This is a genomic window from Muricauda sp. SCSIO 65647 (assembly GCF_021534965.1).
Taxonomy (GTDB): domain Bacteria; phylum Bacteroidota; class Bacteroidia; order Flavobacteriales; family Flavobacteriaceae; genus Flagellimonas_A.
In genome coordinates, this window is record NZ_CP091037.1 from 866,141 (window position 1) to 888,988 (window position 22,848).

14 protein-coding genes are annotated in these 22,848 nt (G+C 44.2%); 1 reads left to right on the top strand and 13 read right to left on the bottom strand.

What is annotated here, in order from left to right; translation table 11 throughout:
• Positions 1-105 precede the first annotated feature (105 nt).
• The 12 genes from sprA to ruvB form a co-directional block, all read right to left on the bottom strand.
• Positions 106-7,206, bottom strand: a complete 7,101-nt coding sequence (gene sprA / locus L0P89_RS03895) for a cell surface protein SprA (protein ID WP_235267088.1) — start codon at positions 7,204-7,206, stop codon at positions 106-108.
• Between the two features lie 95 nt (positions 7,207-7,301).
• On the bottom strand, positions 7,302-7,883 hold the full coding sequence (gene ruvA / locus L0P89_RS03900; RefSeq protein ID WP_235267089.1) for a Holliday junction branch migration protein RuvA: 582 nt from the start codon (positions 7,881-7,883) through the stop codon (positions 7,302-7,304).
• A 48-nt stretch (positions 7,884-7,931) separates the two neighbouring features.
• Positions 7,932-10,226 carry an NADP-dependent malic enzyme gene (locus L0P89_RS03905; protein ID WP_235267090.1) on the bottom strand — a complete coding sequence of 765 codons (2,295 nt, stop codon included), beginning with the start codon at positions 10,224-10,226 and terminating at the stop codon, positions 7,932-7,934.
• Positions 10,227-10,326: 100 nt separating this feature from the next.
• Positions 10,327-11,991 carry an MFS transporter gene (locus L0P89_RS03910; protein WP_235267091.1) on the bottom strand — a complete coding sequence of 555 codons (1,665 nt, stop codon included), beginning with the start codon at positions 11,989-11,991 and terminating at the stop codon, positions 10,327-10,329.
• A gap of 151 nt (positions 11,992-12,142) precedes the next feature.
• Positions 12,143-13,063: a tRNA epoxyqueuosine(34) reductase QueG gene (gene queG / locus L0P89_RS03915; protein WP_235267092.1), complete on the bottom strand. Its 921-nt coding sequence runs from the start codon at positions 13,061-13,063 to the stop codon at positions 12,143-12,145.
• A 55-nt stretch (positions 13,064-13,118) separates the two neighbouring features.
• Positions 13,119-14,486 (bottom strand): FAD-binding oxidoreductase, encoded by a 1,368-nt coding sequence (locus tag L0P89_RS03920; RefSeq protein ID WP_235267093.1) that lies wholly within the window; start codon positions 14,484-14,486, stop codon positions 13,119-13,121.
• A gap of 3 nt (positions 14,487-14,489) precedes the next feature.
• Positions 14,490-14,978: a hypothetical protein gene (locus L0P89_RS03925; protein ID WP_235267094.1), complete on the bottom strand. Its 489-nt coding sequence runs from the start codon at positions 14,976-14,978 to the stop codon at positions 14,490-14,492.
• A gap of 154 nt (positions 14,979-15,132) precedes the next feature.
• Entirely contained in the window at positions 15,133-16,194 is a 1,062-nt protein-coding gene (locus L0P89_RS03930) for a nickel-binding protein (protein WP_235267095.1), read from the bottom strand.
• Between the two features lie 126 nt (positions 16,195-16,320).
• Positions 16,321-16,722 (bottom strand): DUF4242 domain-containing protein, encoded by a 402-nt coding sequence (locus L0P89_RS03935; RefSeq protein WP_235267096.1) that lies wholly within the window; start codon positions 16,720-16,722, stop codon positions 16,321-16,323.
• Positions 16,723-16,819: 97 nt separating this feature from the next.
• Complete coding sequence (locus tag L0P89_RS03940) at positions 16,820-17,920, bottom strand: nickel-binding protein (RefSeq protein ID WP_235267097.1); 1,101 nt, start codon at positions 17,918-17,920, stop codon at positions 16,820-16,822.
• 130 nt (positions 17,921-18,050) lie between these two features.
• Positions 18,051-18,554 (bottom strand): GNAT family N-acetyltransferase, encoded by a 504-nt coding sequence (locus L0P89_RS03945; protein WP_235267098.1) that lies wholly within the window; start codon positions 18,552-18,554, stop codon positions 18,051-18,053.
• A 47-nt stretch (positions 18,555-18,601) separates the two neighbouring features.
• Positions 18,602-19,624: a Holliday junction branch migration DNA helicase RuvB gene (gene ruvB, locus L0P89_RS03950; RefSeq protein ID WP_235267099.1), complete on the bottom strand. Its 1,023-nt coding sequence runs from the start codon at positions 19,622-19,624 to the stop codon at positions 18,602-18,604.
• A gap of 86 nt (positions 19,625-19,710) precedes the next feature.
• Between ruvB and L0P89_RS03955 the strand changes: the two genes are divergently transcribed.
• Positions 19,711-21,975 carry an acyl-CoA dehydrogenase gene (locus L0P89_RS03955; protein WP_235267100.1) on the top strand — a complete coding sequence of 755 codons (2,265 nt, stop codon included), beginning with the start codon at positions 19,711-19,713 and terminating at the stop codon, positions 21,973-21,975.
• On the opposite strand, the gene L0P89_RS03960 is transcribed toward L0P89_RS03955, so the two are convergent.
• Positions 21,972-22,793: a GIN domain-containing protein gene (locus tag L0P89_RS03960; RefSeq protein ID WP_235267101.1), complete on the bottom strand. Its 822-nt coding sequence runs from the start codon at positions 22,791-22,793 to the stop codon at positions 21,972-21,974. The genes L0P89_RS03955 and L0P89_RS03960 overlap by 4 nt on opposite strands.
• Between the last annotated feature and the right edge of the window lie 55 nt (positions 22,794-22,848).

Genomic DNA, 22,848 nt, shown 5'->3' on the forward strand with positions numbered 1-22,848 from the left:
TTTCAATGCCCACAAAAATAATGGAATATTGAATGCTTTTCAAAGGTTTTGAAAATAGATTATTCTAGAATGCGGGTTGAACATACTTATAGGACGCAAGACGGTCTAGTTTCCAAAATTATACCGCAGCGTAAAGCCCGTGTTGATGGTGGTCTGGGGAAAAGCCGTCGATACCGCAAACTTTGAGAACGAATGGTCATAGAAGAACAAGGCGTTCAGGTTCTTGCTCAACGCATAATCGGCCGTAAAGTTGAACGACCAAAGGTTTTGGCCCGCGGTAATCTGGTTGTTGTCGATATCGAGATTGCGAATGATGGTGATATTATCTCGAAGCGATAGATCGGCCTTCAGGTTCAGGTCACCCTTCAAGCGGGTACGCTCGCCGCCGATATTGGTCACAAATTTCACATCTTTAAAACGGTACCCCAACCCAAGGGTATATTCCTTGCCATTGATTTCGGTCAGCAGGTTATTGTCAAAACTCAACGAGAGGGTTCTATCGGTACGCACCTCGGCCAAGAAGCTAAAGGAGTTCTTCATTTCAAAATCAACACGAACCAAAGGATTGAAGGCATCGTTCAACACAACATTGTTGATGATGTTGTCGGGCAATAGGTCGCCTGTTTCAGGGTCTATTGCACTGTTTTCCTTTTCTAGATTGGTCTGGAACGAGTTGATGCTATATGCTGCACGGTAGCCATGTGTCAATGAAAAACGGGTAAACTTTTTCTTGAACCATTTGTTTTTCATCAGGCCGGTGTATTTGATGTTCCAATTGGGGATGGGAATATCACGAAAGGCATCCAAGTTCACACGGTTTACATCTTGCCCCGTGTAGGCCGCAAAAAAGGCTGGAAGCAGTACCTCTTGCTGGGTCTTGCCATAGCGCTCGGGAAAACCATCTTCGTCCAATTCACCAGGGGTCTCGCCCCTATCTGAAACCAAACGGTTGGCAATGGTGATACGGTTCGCCTTGAATTCTTCAAACGTTTCCGAGTCAAATTCATCGCTCTTTCTAAAAGCCGTACCGATCATCATGGTCGAAATGGTGAAATTGCCAAAGTTGTTGCCCAAAAGATTTTCATACTCAAATACGCCATTGCCCAAATCATTTACTTGAAAATTCTCTTGGTAACTGTTCGAAATCTGGCGATCAGCCGTGAGGTCAATGGTCAGCTCTTGTGTTGGTTGGGCGGTCGCGGTAATGGCCAATTGTTTGGTAGAGTTTTCCAGATATTGTGAATTGAACTCTGAAAAGGTCGTCAACCAACCCCTTCTGGCCGCCTCAAAACGCACATCGGCCTGACTACCGAACACAAAGCCCAATGAAGGCCTGGCCGTACCGATAAAGCCGATGGATTGGGTATACCCGGGCAGTACCTTACCATTGTTTTCGGCATAGTTCACATTCACCCTTTTGACCATGGTCACGATATCGATCAGCGTATTAAAGGCCTTGCTCGTCTTTTTCTGGGGTTTTTGGTCTTCTCCCCCATCAGCCGGATTGCCCGCCTTGTCTCTACGAACCGGGGCGCGCTGGTTGGTCGGAATCTTGCCATCACGTTTTTTCAGGCCTATGGCATCATAGAATCGTTGCATGGTCATATTGGCCGTTAAGTTATGGGTGTTGGCGTTCTGTATTGTGTTGATCTGTTCCCCGGGGTTTTCTTCCTGCACCACCTCATTCAAGGCATCACCTCCGCGTTGCCAGTCAAAATTGCTGGTATAGGTATATTGTGCATTGATAAAATCTAAGAATGGTATTTTATCAAACGGCAGCTCATAGTTAAGTTGCATCTGCTGCGAGTGGCGATTGGGCTCGCCGACATCAAAGAAACCATCCCACAGATTCAGATCTTGGTTGATGCCCGAATCAGGGTCTCCGGGAGTGTTGAAGTAGTTTCTGACAATGTTATTGTTCGATCCCGTCAACTGTAACCGAAGTGATTTAGAAAGACTATAGTTCAAGGCATATTGCCAGTTGAAAAGGTAATTTCGCTGTTGCAAGAGTGGTAGATCGAGTGCCTCTACCCCAGGTTCAAGCACATCTCTAAAACGTTGTTGGTTGAACGATCGGTTGTAGTTCGCATTGACCGAAAGACTGGTCGGCAGTACGTTAAAATTCAATTCTTTCAACCATTGCCAATATTTACCGGTGAACAGCGAATCTTTTTTTGCAAATGGCGCCACGGTGGCCGGTTTGAAATTGTGGTTATAGACAAAGCCCGTGGTGACGTTCTGGTCGCGCAGCTCGGCTATCTCAAAATCACGGTGATTGGTTTCGTTATACGAATAATTGAAAGTGAAATTTTCAATGTCAAAGAAGTTTTCCTCAGCCTCTTCGCCCCTCTCTTTTCGCACCCCGATCAAGTTGATGCTCGTTCGTTTCGTATAATCTTCGGCCTGCTCCCTAATGGTTTCGGCTTCTTGGGCAGTTTCGGCCGCTGCAATACGGTCGTCTAATTTCAGGTCATCATAGACAGGGTCAAATTCTGGGGTGATCAAGGTCTCTGAAATACCGTAGTTGAACGGTATCTGTAAGCCCCATTTTTTAGGGAATAACTGCCCTACATTTATATTGGTCACCACATCGTACGAAATGGCATCTTCACGTAAACGCTCATTGGGCAACTGATCGATAGAACCAAAACCAGAGGTGCTGCGATTCGCCGTGGCCGAGATATTGGCGAAATCGGCCATATTGGCATCCATGGCCATAATGGCCGCCCAGCCCCCATTGTTGTCGAGACCCGCCAAACGAAGCTCATTGAACCATACTTCACCCCTTGCCGGCACATCATCAATGTTCTTTACCCCCACCATCATGGCACGAATGCTACCCAATGAAGGATTACCCCTGATACCGATACGGTTTCTCCCCAAAGTACGTGGGGCAAATTCATCTACGGGCACCACCTCTCCGTCGATCACTTCATAATAGTTGATCTCGCCCAAACTTTCATTGGCAATACCCAACGACTTGACCTTGTTCAAGTCAGAAAGGGCAATGTCTATTTCATTCACACTGGGCCATATCACATCGGCTGCACTAGACCCAAAAGGTGTAAATTGTAAAGGCAACTCGATTTGGTAGAAATTTTCTGAGAAATCTGTTCCGATCCTAAGGAAGCCCACCAGAGGGGTATCATCATTCGAATAATCAGTATCAATTATCTTTTCTGCATGCATGAACATTTTGATGCGTTCATATTGCCTAACATCTATGTTCACGTTTTTGAACACTCCGCGAGCGTCTTGCGCCTCTAGGTTCTCGACGACAAATGACAGCGATTGTTCATTTTGGCGTATGATGGTGTTGTTGTTGTTCAACTGTTCACGAATAACGCCCGGTGGCAACACGTAAGGTATCGGGGTACGGCCGCTGTTCTCTTCGATATTGACCGTGTTGACGTCGGTGACCGTACCATCATCAGAGGGATCATCTTCGTCGGCTTGCAAGGTATTGGTATAGGTTCGCCAGTCGCCACGAACCAAATCCAAGGTCGCGAAACGAAGCACCACATCATCTGAAAAACCGGTAAGGTACATTCGCATAAAACTGATGGAACGAAAATCGGTGATGCCCCCGACCGCATCGGTAAAATCACTGAGCGGAATCTTATACTGGATCCAGCGGTAGTCGACCTCAGAACCATCGGGAACCCTTGAGCCAGTGGCTACACCCTCACGTATGTCGGTCACATATTGGTCGTCGATCGTGGTATTGGGCCTTATTTGAATGCGATATTCGTAGTAACTGTTCACTGTGTTCATGGTCAGGTCACGATCCACATCTTCAACATCTGGTAAGGTGGTCGAGCCCCGATCGGTATTGGTCACCGTTACAGGCGAGTTACCCTCTGGATTATTGAAATCGATATAACGCTCTAAAATGCCCCCTTCGCGGTTCAAATAATAGATATAGTTATCTAAGGCCGGGTCATCTGAAGGACCATTGTATATCGAAGCCTCTCCGGTATCATCCAAACCATCAAAACCAAGATCCTGTAATGTACGGTTGGTCTCATCGGCATCAAAGGCATAGACCAATGACTGGGTAGCAGGCACCTCGCCCCAAGAGGTCGGCGCCACCAAATCGTTGCTATTGACCCCGGGTAGGCCATTTTCATATTGCTTTTTGCCATCTTTGAGCACATCTTCAGAAATATTGCCCAAATTGAGCACCAGCTCACCACTTGAAGTGGTATTGCCATCAACATAGGGATCCAATACCCAAAACTGCACAAACTCAACATTCGATTGCTCAAAGTTGGTACTGCTCAACGAACGCATGATACCGCCCCATTTTTCTTGGGGCAGTTCCGCATCAAAATTGGTATTGGTGTTATACGGTCCCTTTTGGTTCGGATAGTAGGCCACATCCAATGTACCCTGTACCTGAGTCTGCCCTTGGGCGACATCGGTGACAGGAAATACCTCATCGATGAATACGCGTCGTGTCTCGTTGGTCGAGATATCGCTGTCAGTAATACCCGAAGGTCTTTGGTTGGTATAGAAAATCGGATCGATGGTGTACCAGGCCATTTTGGCACGACCCTGTCCGGTCAACAAGTTATCGGGGTCTTCAGGTGAGCTGCCGGGCAATTGGCCTCCTGTAAAGAACTCCAATGGCGGGCTGGCCAACATCCACCCTAAAGACGATCGAATGTCAATCAGGGCCTGGGCGCCTTCAAAATCATCGAGATAAGTGGTCGTTTCTCCTTGAAAATCAGCATTCTTTGGTGAATTGGGTTTCAAAACGGCCACTTCGCCCCTTACCGACAGGTTAGAAGGCACATCGGTATCAATGTTCGGCAGTTTGTTGACCAATCGTGTCAAAAAAGGCACTTCGGTACTGAAATTTCCGTTAAGGCCAAAAATGGTGTTGTTCACGGGTTCTATACCAAAATTTGATTTTTGGGTCAACGGCCGCTCGTTCAGATTCAAAAGGGTACCCCCCAATACAAAATTTTCATTGAATTGATGTTCGACATTGATCCCTGTAAACCTTCTTGTCTGCTGCCCAAATACGGCATTGTTCTCAACAGAAATATTAATAGGGGTGTTTGAGGCCTCAAGACTGGGGTCGAGCAATTGTACGGTACCTGCCTGATAATTCACGGTGTAATCGATGCCCTCTTGCAATTGACGGCCACCGGCGGTCACCCGTACCGAACCCCGTGGTACATTGAAAGCCCCTATAGGGATACCGTTGGCACCCTCTGACTTATAGCGCCCTTTGAGTTGAAAACGGTTCTTTTCAGCATCTTGCAATGAAGCTGCTTTGGTCAGGGTATACATATTTCGAAAGACATACTTCTGTTGGTTGGCATTGAAGCTTTGTTCATTCGGAGCACCATAATCCCCTCCTCCCAAAAGATCAAAAAGGTATTCCCCAAAAGGCTCCACTTTGGTGAAAATGATATTTCCTGATTGTGTATCAATTGTGATGCCGGGTATATAGTCAAAAAAACCGTCACCGCCCGATTGCACATCATTGTAGATGTTCAAACGGTCAAGGTTGAACACGTTCAGTAAAATACGCTCTTCCAAGGGCTTGCCATTGGCGCCCGCCGAAATGGGAAAAGGTTCTACCGGAGTGATATAGTTTCTGGGCGTCGGGTCTGAATAGAGAATGTTGAAATTGAAATCTTCTTGGCTGAGTTGAAACGCTCCCGTGGCATAGATGTTCTTCATCATCAAATCCCAAATCGGATCTTCGACGTTGGTAATATTGCTCTTCAACAATTTTAAGATAAGGGTATTGTTCTCGATTATGGGATTCACCCCACCAGAGACCGTAGTGGCATCGACACCCCCATTGGCAAACTCACCCACTTGAAACACCTCGCCCTGAAAGGTATATTGAAAGGCAACGCCCAAGACCTCATCATTGCTCAGTCGCTGGTTCAATGAGATATATCCCAATTGCGAATCGAATCGGTAATCACGGCCTACATCCAGTTTTCGGGCATTTTCAAGTATGGCGTAATCAAAGCCTTGGTTGGCATTGTATCCGGTAATATCAAACCCTGCCTCAACCGTGGCAATGTCTCGAATGGCAGCCGTCAAAGCGCCTCCAGCACCTATGAGCGTTGGGTCATAATCGTTTGCACCATTTTGGGGAAGCACTTCAGTGCCTACAATATTGAAGAACCCAGCTGGTGCATTACCTGCAATTCTGGTTATCTCACGGCCATCATCGCCCAATCTTGATTCCCCTAGATCTTGAATAGCGACCACGTTTCGCACGTTCAAGGTCTGCTGGTTTCGGTTGGTCACCCAGACTTCCAATCGGGTAATCTGAATTTGGCTTTGAATGAAAGGATAGTTGGCCAATGCATCATCGTAACGATCCCTGAAATATTGTGCCAAGAAAAAGTGTTTGTCCTCATCATAGTCCAATGCGGTCAGCGAGAATTCATTCAAGGTACCGCCACCCTGGGCCACCACTGTATTGTTCTGTGATTGCTGTTCAGAAAAAACAGCAGTTACAGTCGTTTTACCAAACTGCAACTGCGTTTTTACCCCAAAAAGACTTTGCGCGCCGGTAATCAATGAACTGTTGAGGGGCATGTTCACATTACCGATTTCTATCTTTTTGAGAATATCATCTTCTGTGGGGGTATAATCGAGTTTGACCAGATTCTGAAAATCAAAGGTCGCTTCGGTATCATAATTGGCCGTCACCTGAAGCCTTTCGCCCACCTTGCCCAAAAGGCTCAGACTGATTCGTTGGTCAAAGTCGAAAGACAGATTTGTACGATTTCTGGGCGATAGTGCCGGATTGTCATTCTTTTGCCAAAGAATGCCCAGATCCATGGCCACAGAACCCTGGGGAATGACCTCAATGGTGTTTCCACCAAAAACGGACTCAAAAAAGTTGCTGTTGACGTAGAAGTTGGGAAGCAAGTTCTTTCGGGCTTCTTCACTGCCTTCCTTTTTTCCCGTAAAGGCATCTATCTTATCTTGAAAGTACGTTTTCATACCCTCTTTGCGAACCAGCTCATAATACTGTTCAGGGGTCAGAAAAATAGGATAGTTGATATTGAAGTTGCCGACGCTCTCGGTATATACATAGCGATCCAAAGCAGGGTCGTAGGTATATTTGGCCACAATGCTGTCAGGGTTTTCGAGCAAAATCTTACCAAGTGAGATCCCTGTCTTGACTGAATCTACAGCTTGTTCATCAGTATCTTGGGCCACTGTTGAACATATTACCCCAAATACTGCTGCAAAAAAGAAAAAATACTTAACCAACGATACGTTAAGAAATCGTTTTGCCCCTCTTTTCAAACTGGTTATAAATTTTTCAGCGCCTGTTTAATAATGTCCTCGACGCTTAAGGAGGAATCTTGGCTCAAAACCTTGTCAACGACCTTTCCAGATTGCCGTCGGGTGAAACCAAGAACCTCTAATGCAGATAACGCTTCTTCTTTGGTTGTATTGTTTGAAGGAAGGGAAACTTCATCCATATCATAAACTTTCAAAATCTTGTCTTTAAGGTCAACAATTACTCGTTGGGCGGTTTTACCGCCTATACCCTTGATAGCCTGTATGGTAGCCACATCACCCCCTGCTATGGCATCCCTTATCTGGTCGGGGCTCAGTGATGATAACATCGTTCGGGCAATGCTCGAACCAATGCCCGAGACCGATAACAACAATCGAAAGATCTCACGCTCACTGCGCTCGGCGAAACCAAAAAGTGTATGTGAATCTTCCTTTATTTGAAGATGGGTGAAAAGTTTTATGTTCTCTTCGTCTTTTATTGAGGAAAAAGTATGGAGTGAAATGTTCAAAAAATACCCAACCCCATTGCATTCAATGATAACATAGGTTGGGTTTTTCTCGACCAGTTTTCCTTTTAGATGGGTAATCATACCAGATTGTTGTGTTATTGGTTTGTTGGGTAAATCTCGAAGCGCCTGTTACTTTTTCATTTTAGCCTTTTTTCGCTTTTCGCGCTCTTGTGCATCGACAACGGCCACTGCGGTCATGTTGACCATTTCTTCGACACTTGCACCCAATTGTAGAATATGGGCCGCCTTTCGAAGGCCGAGCATTATGGGCCCTATGGAGTCTGCATCATGTAGGCCTTTCAAGAGCTTGTAGGTAATGTTCGCCGATTCTAAATTTGGGAATATCAAGGTGTTCGCTTGTCTGCCCGCCAACTTTGAGAACGGAAAATTGTTCTGGCACAGCTCCTGGTCCAAAGCGAAATCGGTCTGTATCTCGCCATCTACAATAAGCTTTGGATATCTTTCATGGAGTATTTTTACGGCCTCCCTGACCTTATTGGCATGTGGGTGGGTCGAAGAACCGAAGTTCGCATACGATAACAAGGCCACCACTGGCTCGAACCCGAACGTTGCGGCCAAATTGGCCGTCATCTTAGCAATCTCAGCCAATTCTTCGGCTGTCGGGTCTACATTAATCGAAGTATCTGCCAAAAAAAGTGGGCCTCGCGGGGTAATCATAATATTGACGGTTGAAGCCTTGGTCACTCCAGAAGCCTTGCCCAGTACCTCAAAAACAGGTCGCAATACTTTCGGATATGCCCTTGAATTGCCTGAAATCATACCTTCGGCGTCGCCTTCGTGCAGCATCATCGCCCCGAAGTAATTTCTTTTTCCCATGTTGACCCCGGCGCTATATTTGGTTTCGCCCTTACGTCTTCGAGACTCCCACAACTTGTGTGCATATTTTTTTCTGAGTTCTCGGGTTTCTTCGCCCCGTGGGTCTATGATCGGCACTTCGGCATCGAAATCAAGCTCTTGCTTCAATCTCTCGATATTGTCTTTATTGCCAAGAAGGATGGGCTTTGCGATGCCTTCGTCATGTGCGATTTGTGCGGCTTTTAATACATCGAGCACATCTGCTTCTGCAAATACGATACGTTTTGGGTTCACTTTTGCGCGATTGTGCAGCGAGCGCACTATTTTATTGTCATTGCCCGAGCGCTGGTACAATTCTTCTTCATATTTCTTCCAATCTTGTATGGGTGCCCTTGCCACCCCACTTTCGATAGCCGCTTTGGCCACTGCCGGTGGAATCTTGGTGATCAACCTCGGATCGAAAGGTTTTGGAATGATATAGTCTTTGCCGAATGTCAAACGGGTAATATCATAGGTGATGTTTACCTGTTCAGGTACTGGTTCTTTGGCAAGGTCGGCCAATGCCCGAACAGCTGCCATCTTCATTTCTTCGTTGATTTTCGTTGCCCGAACATCTAAAGCACCCCTGAAAATAAATGGAAAACCCAGTACATTGTTCACTTGGTTAGGGTGGTCTGATCGGCCCGTCGCCATGATGATGTCACCGCGGGTCTTGCAGGCCAAATTATATTCAATCTCTGGATTCGGATTGGCCATGGCAAAAACAATGGGGTTCTTGGCCATTGATTCCAGCATTTTTGGAGAGACGATATCTGCAATCGAAAGCCCAATGAACACATCGGCATCTTCCATGGCCTGCTCAAGGGTGTCTACCTTTCGGTCTGTGGCAAACTCCAGTTTTTCTTTGGTCAGATTTTCCCGGTCTTTTCGAATTACGCCTTTGCTATCGAGCATGACCATATTTTCCCTTTTTGCTCCAAAGGCCTTGTACAATCGAGAACATGAAATAGCGGCTGCCCCCGCCCCACTGATCACAATGGTCACTTCATCAATCTTCTTTTCTGCCAGCTCAAGGGCATTCAATAGTGCGGCGGCAGAAATGATGGCCGTGCCGTGCTGGTCATCATGCATGACGGGGATATCGAGCTCTTCTTTTAAACGACGCTCTATCTCAAATGCTTCCGGTGCCTTGATATCCTCTAGATTGATGCCGCCAAAAGTGGGTGCGATAATTTTGACCGTCTCTACGAATTTATCTACATCTTCGGTATCTAATTCTATATCGATGCCGTCGATATCGGCAAAAATCTTGAACAAGAGGCTTTTGCCCTCCATGACAGGTTTTGACGCTTCGGGACCTATATTTCCAAGTCCCAAAACGGCTGTTCCGTTAGAAATTACGGCCACCACGTTTCCTTTGGCCGTGTAGCGATACACCTCTTCTTTGTTCTTATCGATCTCAAGACATGGCTCTGCCACCCCAGGTGAGTAGGCCAGTGCCAGGTCACGTTGCGTAGAATAGGCCTTGGTGGGCACCATCTTTATCTTGCCCGGTTGGGGTTTGGCATGATAGACAAGAGCCTCCCGTCTTCTTTTTTCCTTACTCATGCAGTGCTTCGATTTGTGGTCAAAGGTAAGGTATTCCCAAATTTGGAAAACACCTTTTGCCCCAGTATGAAATCACGATCCTATTTTGTACGTACCGTACTTAAGCATCAAGACTTGTATCCAATTTATCTTTTGGTAAGTTTAGTCGAATTGCAAAAATGCCCGCAACTATGAAGAACACTCCCGCAAATATTATGGCCCAGGTAGCATCATTGTTCAAAAAGTTCTTGATTATGGGTCCGAAACTCACTGTTTGTATCAACATAGGAATCACGATCATCATGTTGACAATTCCCATATAGACCCCCCTACGTTCTTCTGGAATTACCTTTGAGACCATTGCATACGGTATGCCCATCATAGCTGCCCACCCAATACCGAACAGCACCATTGGGGCGAGTAACAGCCACTTGTTCGCAATAAAAGGCATGCTCAACATGGCTATACCCGTTAAGAACAGACAGACCACATATACCAACTTTGATCCTATTTTGGCAGCCATGGGCACCAATGCCAGTGCCACTAACATGGTCACAAAATTATAGGTTCCGTTCATCAAACCTGCATGACCCAGCGCCTGTTCGGCCAGTGATTGTATCTGCTCGGCAAATGACATGTCTTGTGCGCTGATTTCAGCACCTCCCCTGAACGATTCCATGATGGAATCAAACCTGGCATTATCTTCATTCGATATTCCATAAAGACTGGTTCGCAGCATGGGCGGCATAAATTGCCAGTACACGAAAAGGGCATACCATTGAAATAGATATACTGCGGCCAATTTCCATAAAAACCCTGGCATTTCTCCAATGGCCTCTGCCGCTTCCAAAAGTGGATCCAGCGTATCTCCCAATTTTTGAATGGTGCGATTGTCTGTATTTTTTTTGATAAGACGATAAAGAAAATACAGCCAAAAGAAAGCGTACACCAACATTATGACCACCAAAAGGTTGGTATTGTGCCATAATTCTGGAAAGATATTGGCGGTCAGATAACCCAATAATAACGGAACGGAGAAAATGACCAAAAGCACACTCAATATCTGTATGATGGGTGCCGGGGTATCTTCATTGTGCCTTTTGATTTCTTGAAGCTCTTCATCTGTTGGTGGGATTTCCGGAGTTTTCCAAACCGACCACATTACGGTACCAATTGAGGCCAAAGCCCCTAAAAAGAATGAATAATAAACCCAAGTCGGTATCGATGAGGCACCCTCATTGGCAGCATCGAAAAGACCTCCGGTCTCAGGCGTGCTGAACCAGTGTTGAAACATAAAAAGCGATAGGTTGGCCAACGTAATGCCCGCTCCGACGAACAAGCTCTGCATCTGGTAACCAAAGGTCAATTGACTGTCTGGCAACTTATCGCCCACAAAGGCCCTATAGGGTTCCATTGCGGTATTGTTACCGGCATCCAAAATCCATAATAATCCGACAGCGAACCATAATTCTGGACTAAAGGGAAAAGCGAAAAGACACAAGCTCGCCAGAATGGCCCCAATCAAGAAAAAGGGCTTTCGTCGCCCGCCCCATTTCGGTGACCATGTCTTATCGGAAATAGCACCGATTATCGGTTGAATCAACAAGCCCGTTACGGGTCCTGCCAAATTGAGCAATGGCAGTTCATCATGGTGGGCCCCCAAAAATGAGAAAATGGGACTTACGGCAGTCTGTTGCAGACCAAAACTGAATTGGATTCCGAAGAACCCGACGTTCATGTTCCAGATTTGCCAGAAGCTCAATCTGGGCTTTGTGATTTTTACCATGTTCGAGTCAGTTTGTTAGTTGGTTTTTCCATCCATTCCTTAAAATAATGGAAAAGTATTGCCTATCAAGATAGCATATTTAATGAATGATTGAACAAGATCTGTCCAAAAAACACACAAAAACTGTAACGAAAACGTTTGAAATCGTTAATTACTTTATGAAATCGATATTTCTCTTCAAGCCACTGAACTTGGTACGCTTGACCGCTGATTTTTTGAAGATTTTTTTGAAAACATCCTCTGTGATCTCTTGCCAATCTTTTTTTGTCATGGACAACAATTCGGGATGCGGATCAAAAAGTGGCTCTGAGTGCGATTTTGAGAATCGGTTCCAGGGGCATACATCTTGGCAGATATCACAACCGAACATCCAATCGTCAAATTGGCCCTTGAACGCCGTGGGAATTTCATTTTTTAACTCAATCGTGAAGTACGAGATACACTTGCTGCCATCGACCACGTAAGGTTCAACGATTGCTTCGGTAGGGCAGGCATCAATACAGGCCGTGCATGTGCCACAATGATCGGTCACCGGGGTATCGTATTTCAACTCTAAATCGACGATCAGTTCGGCGATGAAATAGAACGACCCCACCTCTTTGGTCAACAGGTTGGTGTGTTTGCCCATCCATCCCAATCCGCTTTTGGCGGCCCATACCTTATCCAGTACTGGTGCAGAATCGACAAAAGCCCGACCATGCACTGCGCCGATTTCCTCCTGAATGAAGTTCAATAAACTTTTCAACTTGTCTTTTATCACAAAGTGATAATCGGTGCCATAGGCATATTTAGACACCTTAAGGGTGTTTTGTGGTTGGGTTTCTTTCGGATAATAATTCAACAACAAAGAGATGACCGACTTTGCCCCGGGCACCAGCTTTGTTGGGTCGAGGCGTTTGTCAAAATGATTTTCCATATACCGCATCTCACCGTGCATGCCATTTTTGAGCCACTTTTCCAATCGGGGAGCTTCTTCTTCCAAAAACCCGGCCTTTGAAATGCCACATGACAAAAAACCAAGGCGTTTGGCTTCGGTTTTTATAAGATTGGTATGAACTTGCCCATTATTCACAATCCGAAGATAGTACTATCTCCAAAATAGCAAACTTCTATCTTCATTTCATAAATTAGGCACTTGGCACTATATTTTGATTCATGTGGAAGAAGTTTTCTGGATCGTATTTCTTTTTAATGATTCTCAATCTCTCATAATTACCCTTGTAACTTTGTTTAACACGATTTTGACCTTCGTGCATCATAAAATTAACATACCCTCCTCCACTGCTATACGGAATCATGGCATCGTAATATTTTCTCGACCAATCTCTAATCACCTTCTTGTCTTTAGGGTCTTCGGATACTCCGATAATGACCTGAACCCATCTCACATCGCGATGTGCCCAAGCTGTATCTTCTAAAGCTACTTCATGTGCTTTACCATCGACAGGATACAAATGCATTGTTGACTTAGCTGTAGGCATCGCATTCGCAAATTTTAGGTGTTCTTTTATACTTTCATCTGTAAGCTCATTCATGTAGTGGCCTTTCCAATACCACTGAAGTCCAGGTGGGTAAGCCCAATCAAAAAGGCTGTTCAAGGCCGGCAAGGGCATTTCGGTTACCGCATCGAGTATAGGCGGGCCAAATTCTCGTATTGGTTTAAAAACCTTTTCGACTTCATCCATTGACCCTGTATAACACCAAACAACGCCACAAACTTTTTGATTTCGAAGCGATTCAGGAAATGCTTCTGCATCAGGCACGGTTAAAAAAGCAAAAAATCCATAGAGATCTTGCGAAGCATTCTTGGTAAAATGGTCATAAAAATTCATCACTTCGTCAGCACTTTCCAAAGGCCAAAGCATGGGGCCGGCAAATACATTCTTTATCGCAATCAAATTAAACGTGAATGAAACCACAACGCCAAAATTTCCGCCACCACCTCGTAAGGCCCAAAATAAATCTGGGTTTGTGTTTTTGTTGGCCGTCACAATTTCTCCTGATGCAAGTACGACCTCAGCTTCAATCAGATGGTCGATGGTCAAACCTGCCTTTCTTGTTAAAAACCCAAGTCCGCCCCCCAATGTCAATCCTGAAATACCTGTGTAACCATTCACACCAATGGGTAAGGCCAGACCATGCTCATGGGTTGCTTTATCAACATCGGCAAGGGTATTTCCTGGTTCAATTACGGCCCTGAGGCTATCAACATTAACTTGAATGGACTTCATTTCATTCAGGTCAATTACCAAACCATTTTCTACCAATGCCAAACCGGCACCATTGTGCCCACCCCCTTTAATAGCTATTTCCAAACTGTTATTTTTAGCAAAATGAATGGCCTGTACCACATCATATTTGTTTTTGCACTTCACAAATAGTTTTGGCCGTTTGTCTACCATTGCATTATAGATACTTCGCAAAGTATCATATTCAGTATCGGTCGGCAATACAATACGACCATCAATTTTCTGTGCCAACTTTTCAATTTCCATTTTCTAATTTTCGCTTTGCATCTTAGAAATTTTTTCCAAAACAAAGTCATTCAGTTTGATCATTTCCTTTTCAGGACTAAAATCAATAATTATAGCATCTTCATCAACGATAAGCGTGTGACCCGGTGGCATGTAAAAAACTTCTCCCGAAACGATTTGCTCGGTTTGGCCCTCTTTATTAATGACTCGAATTTTTCCCTTTTCCAAATAGCCCCAATGGGGTACTTGACATAGGTCGTCTTTCAATCCTTTTAAGATTGGAGTAAAATCGGTACCAGCTTTTAGCTCATTGATTGCAACTGTCATTCCACCCCAACCATTGACCATGTTGATAATCTTATCTTTAGGAAAATTCTCTTTGGCGATATGTGTTTGCCCCTCGAACTTGCCTGTTTCAAGTACTACCTTTTGTGACCTTAGGTTCGATCCAACCAAAATTATCATTGCTATTGTAAATAGGGTTGTCGTTTTTCTGGTTTGTCTTTTTTTCATCTTTGTCTTGGCTCTAGTTAAAAATGTTCTAGCGAATACAGTATATGCTGTATCCTAATATTTACATCTTAAAACTACACTGTCAATAAAACCGCAACTGTCAGAATTGTTCCAAATGTTGAAACTTTTTTGACTCTCTGATAAAATTCCAAGACTATCGAGCTGCTTTACCAAAAACATTGGGCAGTACATCAAATCGTTTACGAAAAACCCGAGTGAAATAGGTAGGGCTATTGAAACCACAATCGTAGGCCACTTCCGCTACGGTCTTTTCACCCGTTTTTAATGCCCTTATAGCTTTTTTCAGTCGGAATTCAGTAAGTATTTTGTTTGGACTGAGGCCAGTTAAAGCTTGCATCTTTCTGTGCAATTGTGTTTTACTCAGTCCAAATTCTTGTCGAAAATTTTCGGTTTTGAATGAGGCATCATTAAAATTTGATTCCAGTATTTTATCTAACCGTTCAAGTACGGAATAACCTGAATCATCAAAAAAAACTACGACATCAGAATCAGTAGACACTTTTTTGTTGGTCAATTCGACAGTATTTTTAGTGGGTAAATCGATAAAGATTTTTCCGTTATTCCCCAATCTAGAAAGTACCCTGACCACTTTTTTGGTCTCCCCGAACAAATCATTGCTATGTTCATCTACCGGTTTTCCTGTAGCAATACCAAAACTGAATTCGAGTTTTCCCTCTAAAGCTTTGAGCATAATATGAATTTCAAGAGCGCACACAACGGCATCATGGGCATCAATAAAGGAAGTCATGATACTTTGCTTGGGCAATTTTACAATACTACCCTTGTTTTTCTTTACAATCGCTATCAATTTGGATTTCCATGCCTCTGAATTTTTTGAAAAATCAACTATGTCAACAAGTACCAGTGTTCGATAACCACTATCTATATCACCTGATAGTGTCAATGCCAGATCTTGCTCATTTTGTAGACCCTCACCCATGAATGGCAGAAATTCATTTTCTGTTGAGACTTCAATGACATTGCAAGCTCCTACACCATGGGCCTCCTTATGACTTTCAACACATGCTTTCCTATTCGGGCTCTCCATCAAACAAAAAATGGCTCCTTGTTCCAGATTCAGATAATACCGCTTGTACACTAGGCCATGTTTGTTCTGAACGGCCACATCCCGCAAATGCCCTTTGTATGCATCTTCTTCGGTAAATGCATCATCTTCAATTTTATGAAAATCCATGAATAAAGGCATCCGTACTAAATGGATTGAGGTTAATCAGTTTAATTTAAGAAAATAAATTACTGATTAAAAAACCGAGGTGCCTGACTTCGGTTTTGATGTAGTGAATGACTCTCTTTCTGACGGTTATTCGTTAGCGGTAGCGGGACTTATTTTCGTTGACATTTCTTGTACCGAATTCACAGGAAAGCCCCCTTTTTCGGCATGTTCCCGAATCAAATCTTGGCTTTCGGCTTTGTAGACACAATACACCTTATCATCGGTCACATAGCTGTGCAACCACTCTATTCCGGCTCCCATTTCTTTCAACACTGAACATGATTTTTGGGAGATGCCTTTAAGTTCTTCAGCGGTCAATTGCCCCGCATTGGGAATTTCACGTTCGATCAAATACGTTTTCATTGTGGTTTTTTCATTTTTTGCCTTTGCCATTTTGGTGTAGATCACTTCTTGTTCTTGGGCATTGACCGCCCCGTGAAAAAAAAGACATCCCAGAAGGGCTGCCATCAATACATTACATTTTTTCATGATTTAGCTTTTAAGGATTTAACTTCCTCAAAACTAAATTGCTACGCCATAGAAAAATAGTACTCCCGAACCAAGAAATGAGAAAAATGGTTCAGGTCTACATGGCCTTTTGGTATGCCAAGGGAGACATACCAAACCGTTCTTGAAAGCATTTGGTGAAGTATGAAGGGCTGCCAAAACCACAGTCAAAAGTGGTTTGGGCAATGTTTCGGTCGGTCTTGAGCAGTTCAAGTGATTTTTTCAGTCTATACTCCCGTAGCATTTCATTGGGCGACAACCCCAAAATTGCCTTGCTTTGGCGATAGAGTTTTGATTTGCTCATACTTGTTTTTTTACAGAAATCCTGCATACCGAATTGTGGGTTTGCATGGTTATCCCACAACACATCAAATATCAGTTGCAGCACATTCTCATTTGCCGGTGAAATAGATGTGAAGGCAGCTTCGTCATTGATGTTGTGCTGGCCATCATCTTTATAAAGCTCATTGATAATGGAAGCCAATACCGTCTGATTGGGTGTACCCGTCCGACACAGGTATTCTGCCATTCTAATGACATCTCCAAAAATGCTCTTATCTTTTGTGACCGGCATTCCGGCATTGAGGGCCATTCGCAAATTTATCAACTCACCGGCCACATGAAGCCCTTTTTGCACTGCTGCAGCACAGGCGACAGCTTGGGTGACCGATACAAAAGAGGCGATAAACCGTTCTCCTTTCAGCTCTACCTCACGGCCTTGGTTTTCATTTACCTGATCCCGAATGATTTCATGGTAAAGTACCAGCAATTTTTCCGCTTTTTTGGCTCCCATTTGGTTTTTCAACAGTCGAGAATCCTCGGCTTGGGCAACCAAAATGATGCGAAAAGCCGGGTCATTGAAAATTTTGAGATTGGGGTCATCGGAATCGTAATATCCCTCGGGATCCGTTACCCGGCCCAAAAAGGCCTCTACCACGTTACTGTTCACCTGAACAATTTCATAGGGGATAAGGCCATGTGCCCTATCGTGCATTTTCTTGACAGCCTCTTCATTTGGAGCATCGATTAGGCAGAAGGCACTGCCCCGATCTTCATAGACCCAATAGGTCATGCAACGACAGCCATATTCATCTTGTATCAACAAATCTTCACGATGTGCCTGTGCCGCATGCTTGGCCTCAATTCCCGGTACGATATGTCGGTCCATGTAAATGGGCATATCACTTTTGATTCAAAATGTTCTTGGTTTTTTAAAGAAAGGGAACTTTTGCTACTGAAAATAAAAAAAATGGTTCAATTAATAGCAAAAATGGTTCAGAACCAAGGCATTAATAAGAAAAAACAGAAGCTTAGCTTAACAATGCATAGCGATGCTCGTCCCAAAAACTCCCGTTTTTAAAGACTGCCTTTTTCGCGATGCCCTCTTTATAAAATCCGTTTTTTTCTAAAACCTTCATTGAAGCTACATTGAATTCAAAGGTATTCGCAAAAATCCGTGCCAATTTTAAGTCTTCAAAGCCATATTTCAAGATTAATTCTACAGCCTTACTGGCAATGCCCCTATTCCAAAATGGTTCACCAATCCAATAGCCAAGCTCAGCAGACTTACTGTAAACATCTTTTTGTAGAATCAAGCCGATGACTCCGCAGAATTGACCATTGTATTCAATGGCAAAGTTTTGTTGAACTTCTTCATTCTGTAATTTTAGAAAGGCTTCAGCGTCTCTTTCGGAATAGGGATGTGGAAAATGGTCCCTAACATTGTTCCATATCTTTTTGTTATTGGCAAGTTTCGCCATGGAGGCAATATCTGATGGGCGCAATGCCCTTAACTTTGTGTTATTGAATTTCACCAGATAGCGTTAGAAAACAACATTGATAGGCATAAAATGCAAAAGTCTTAAAACAACCCTTGTTGGTCTCCTCCCTTGATTCTACCCAAATGTTTATAGGCCAACTCTGTTACTTCACGGCCGCGGGGAGTGCGCATGATAAAGCCCTGTTGGATCAAAAAGGGCTCATAGACCTCTTCAATGGTCTCGGCACTTTCTGAGACCGCTGTCGCCAAGGTGGTAATGCCGACCGGACCCCCTTTGAATTTATCGATTATGGTGGTCAGAATTTTATTGTCCATCTCATCGAGGCCATGGGCATCGACGTTCAAGGCCTTGAGTGCGAACCTTGAAATATCCAAATCGATATTGCCATCGCCTTTTATCTGGGCAAAATCGCGCACCCTTCTCAATAAGGCATTGCTAATTCTGGGAGTACCACGGCTGCGACCGGCAATTTCAATAGCTGCGTCATTGGTAATGGGCACTTTCAAAATATCGGCACTACGCTGTACAATGGTTGAAAGCAATTCGGTGTCATAATACTCCAATCGACTGGTAATGCCAAAACGGGCACGCATTGGGGCGGTCAACAAACCTGAACGGGTGGTGGCACCTATCAACGTAAAAGGCGCCAAATTGATCTGTACCGAGCGGGCATTCGGACCCGTTTCGATCATGATATCGATTTTATAATCTTCCATGGCCGAGTACAGGTACTCTTCCACTATCGGACTCAACCGGTGGATTTCATCAATGAACAACACATCACGTTCTTCTAAATTGGTAAGCAATCCGGCCAAATCGCCTGGTTTGTCCAATACCGGACCGGAAGTCACTTTGATGCCCACACCCAACTCATTCGCCAAAATATGGGCAAGTGTCGTCTTCCCAAGGCCAGGGGGGCCATGAAAAAGGGTATGGTCCAACGCTTCACCACGAAGATTCGCAGCCTGTACAAATACCTTAAGGTTTTCCAACACCTGTTCTTGGCCCGTAAAATCGTCAAAAGAAATGGGCCTAAGGGCTCTTTCAATATCGAGCTCTTCTTGTGAGTACTGTTCGCCTGTGGGATCTAAATATTCGTTCATGCAAAACAAATATAACGTAATTACGCCATAAGATTTTTAAATGGGAGGCGGCAAAACCGTATGCTGAATTATTGTATTTTCACCTTATGGGCACAACTACCTATAGTGAGGGGCTCTTACCGTACATCCCCTTTTACTATGTCATTTGGTCTGACGACCTTTTATCGGCCTCAGAAGTACAAGTAGTAAGACAAGCATTTGAATCGGACGAATCATTGTCTGATGATGATAAAACAATACTAGGGTCTTGGTTGGATAAGGAAAATCCGCCAAAAGATGGGGAGATCAAAAAATGGCAGCAACTGATCACCGAAAGCCATGTTACCTTAATCGAGAGTGAAATCTATCCCTTGGAGACATTTTCGCAAAAAGTGGCTCAGTTTTATGGCGGTCACGGTAAACCCAACGAGCAGCTACAAGAGATTGAACGCAATTTGGGTATTCAGCCCAATCACTACAACCATCTTTTCAATGTAGAAGTGGTGCATCAACCCTTCTCAAACCACTACGACGGATCGAAAATCGACATCTTGCTCAACGCAGCATATGAAAATGAGCTAAAAGTTTTCAGGGAATTTTTGGAGCAGCCCATTTTTAAATGGGAAATTCTACGCGACAAAGAAGAGGCCCGTTCAAAGGTATTGGAGCAACTAAAAGTCTTGTCATCACATGGGTGGGGTGCCTTGGCCTATCCCAGGGCGTATGGCGGTAAGGAAAACATTGAAAGCTATGCCACCATTTTTGAGCATCTGATGTATGTAGATGGCAGTTTGGCGGTCAAGTTCGGCGTGCAATTCGGCCTTTTTGGTGGTAGTGTACATCATTTGGGCAGTAAAAAACACCATGATCTGTATCTTGAAGATACAGGTTCGGGCAAACTGTTGGGCTGTTTTGCCATGACCGAAACAGGTCACGGTAGTAATGTGCGGGGCATTAAAACCACGGCCACCTATGTACATGGTGACCGGGCCTTGGTCATTCATACCCCGGGCAAAAATGACAACAAAGAATATATTGGCAATGCCCTGCATGCCACCATGGCCACGGTTTTTGCACAATTGATCGTAGCTGGAAAAACTATGGGCGTACATGCCGTTCTGGTGCCGTTGAGAAATGATAATCACGAGTTATTGGAAGGCATCCATATTGATGATAACGGCCATAAACTGGGCCTAAATGGTGTCGATAACGGTAAAATATGGTTCAATCAGGCAAAAGTTCCCGTTGAAAACCTACTGGACAGGTATGGAAGCATTGATCAAAATGGTAAGTACCGATCTGAAATCAAAAATGCCAACAAACGCTTTTTTACCATGTTGGGCACACTGGTCGGGGGGCGCATCTGTGTGGCAAAGGGTGCTTTGGCCGGGTCTAAAATGGCGCTTACCATCACTACCAAGTACGCCCTGAAAAGAAGACAGTTCAATGATAATATCAAAATACAGGAAGATTTGTTGATAGATTACCCCAGTCATCAACTTCGACTGATACCTAAAGTCGCCTCGGCCTACGTGTATCACATTGTACTCCAAAGGGCCATGCAAGACTATGCCCAAAGTGAACATAAAGACAAAAGAAAAATAGAAACCCAAGTGGCCGGGCTGAAAGCGACCGTTACCCACTTTTCGACAGAGACGATCCAAGAATGTCGTGAAGCTTGTGGCGGTAAGGGATATCTGCTTGAAAATCGAATTGCCGACCTTAAGAACGATACTGATATTTTCACCACTTTTGAAGGTGATAATACGGTGCTTTTACAACTTTGCGCCAAGGGTGTACTTTCCGATTTCAAATCAGAATTGAATTCTGGTGGTTTTGTAAGTGTTCTGAAACTACTGGGCACAAGAATCTCCGATAGGTTCGCGACCATCAATCCCGCTTACGTCAATAAAGTTGACAGTACCCATCTCTACAACCATAAGTTTCATTTACATGCCCTTGATTTCAGATTACGAAGGCTGACCTACACCGCTGCCATGCGCATCAGAAATTACATCAAAAAAGGAATGCCCAGTTATCAAGCTTTTCTAAAGGTACAGACCCATCTCATCGAATTGGGCAGGGCCTATAGCGATGCCCTGGCCATGAAATGGTATTATGATTTTGTCGTTAAGATGGATGATGGTGACCATAAAGAGTTGATGTACCAACTGGGTGCCCTTCATGGACTATCGATCATTCGAAAAAATGCCTCTTGGTATTTGGAGCAAGGGTATTTTGGCAGTACCAAATCAAAGGCCATACGACAACGGGTCGAGCGTTTGAGCACTGAGCTCAGGCCACATATCAACGCTTTGGTCGAAGGTTTCGGCATACCTGACCAACTATTGACAGCCCCGATAGCCGATTAGTTTTTTTTGATCAATTGGGAAGTATCCAAAAATTCCAAAACCGTGATTTTTGGTGTTCCGTATAGATAGGTCCTGGCATTGCCCTTTGAGCTCAGTTCTAAATCGCGATAGGCATATACATTGACATTTGCCGATTCTTGAACGGTTAACTTGATCGATGCGGCTTCCATTCGTTCGCCTTTCAGTTTTGCATTTCCGTGTACCGCTGCAACCAAATCATCAGAAGTACCCTCAAGTACAATATTGGCATTGTCTTGCACCTGTAACCTGGTAACGCCATTGACCGTATAGATCGAAGGTTTTGCCCTGCTCTTGAGGTTGATGTTCAACGAATCAACATCGAGATTGAAGTCACCAGAACTGGCATCTTCCATGTTCAAATCCAAAACCGAAGCATCGGCCTTTAGGTTCAATTCTGAATCACCGAAAGCATCTATGTACATTATATCGTTTGAAATGATGTCTTCACAAACAATACTACCTGCGCGCATCGTCACCGCTTTCAATTCATCGAATTCTATTGTGATATTGAATTTTTTCTTCGATGTTACGGTATAAAAGGAAGAAATGACCAGTGTGCTGTCTTCAACCTTAAATTTCAGAATATCGACCAAATTATCATCAGCTTCTATACGATAGCCCGGTCCGAAAGATTTTTTCAATTTAATATCCAAATCATCGTTCAGCACTATGGCATTGAAAGGGGGCAATTCATCATTCACTTCGGTCACCACGCGGTTTCCCTTGATCTTTGGTTTGCGTTGGGCCACTGATGAAATCACTGACAGCAACAATAATGGTAGAATGAGTTTTTTCATGACAGACAGGCTCTTAATATTTTTAAAGATATAAATTGAGAAACAATATCAGTGC

What these genes read in the sequence shown, in the direction of transcription:
- ruvA (WP_235267089.1), bottom strand. Translation starts at nt 7,883, where the DNA reads ATGATTACCCATCTAAAAGGAAAACTGGTCGAGAAAAACCCAACCTAT.
- L0P89_RS03905 (WP_235267090.1), bottom strand. Translation starts at nt 10,226, where the DNA reads ATGAGTAAGGAAAAAAGAAGACGGGAGGCTCTTGTCTATCATGCCAAA.
- L0P89_RS03910 (WP_235267091.1), bottom strand. Translation starts at nt 11,991, where the DNA reads ATGGTAAAAATCACAAAGCCCAGATTGAGCTTCTGGCAAATCTGGAAC.
- L0P89_RS03920 (WP_235267093.1), bottom strand. Translation starts at nt 14,486, where the DNA reads ATGGAAATTGAAAAGTTGGCACAGAAAATTGATGGTCGTATTGTATTG.
- L0P89_RS03925 (WP_235267094.1), bottom strand. Translation starts at nt 14,978, where the DNA reads ATGAAAAAAAGACAAACCAGAAAAACGACAACCCTATTTACAATAGCA.
- L0P89_RS03930 (WP_235267095.1), bottom strand. Translation starts at nt 16,194, where the DNA reads ATGGATTTTCATAAAATTGAAGATGATGCATTTACCGAAGAAGATGCA.
- L0P89_RS03935 (WP_235267096.1), bottom strand. Translation starts at nt 16,722, where the DNA reads ATGAAAAAATGTAATGTATTGATGGCAGCCCTTCTGGGATGTCTTTTT.
- L0P89_RS03940 (WP_235267097.1), bottom strand. Translation starts at nt 17,920, where the DNA reads ATGCCCATTTACATGGACCGACATATCGTACCGGGAATTGAGGCCAAG.
- ruvB (WP_235267099.1), bottom strand. Translation starts at nt 19,624, where the DNA reads ATGAACGAATATTTAGATCCCACAGGCGAACAGTACTCACAAGAAGAG.
- L0P89_RS03955 (WP_235267100.1), top strand. Translation starts at nt 19,711, where the DNA reads ATGGGCACAACTACCTATAGTGAGGGGCTCTTACCGTACATCCCCTTT.
- L0P89_RS03960 (WP_235267101.1), bottom strand. Translation starts at nt 22,793, where the DNA reads ATGAAAAAACTCATTCTACCATTATTGTTGCTGTCAGTGATTTCATCA.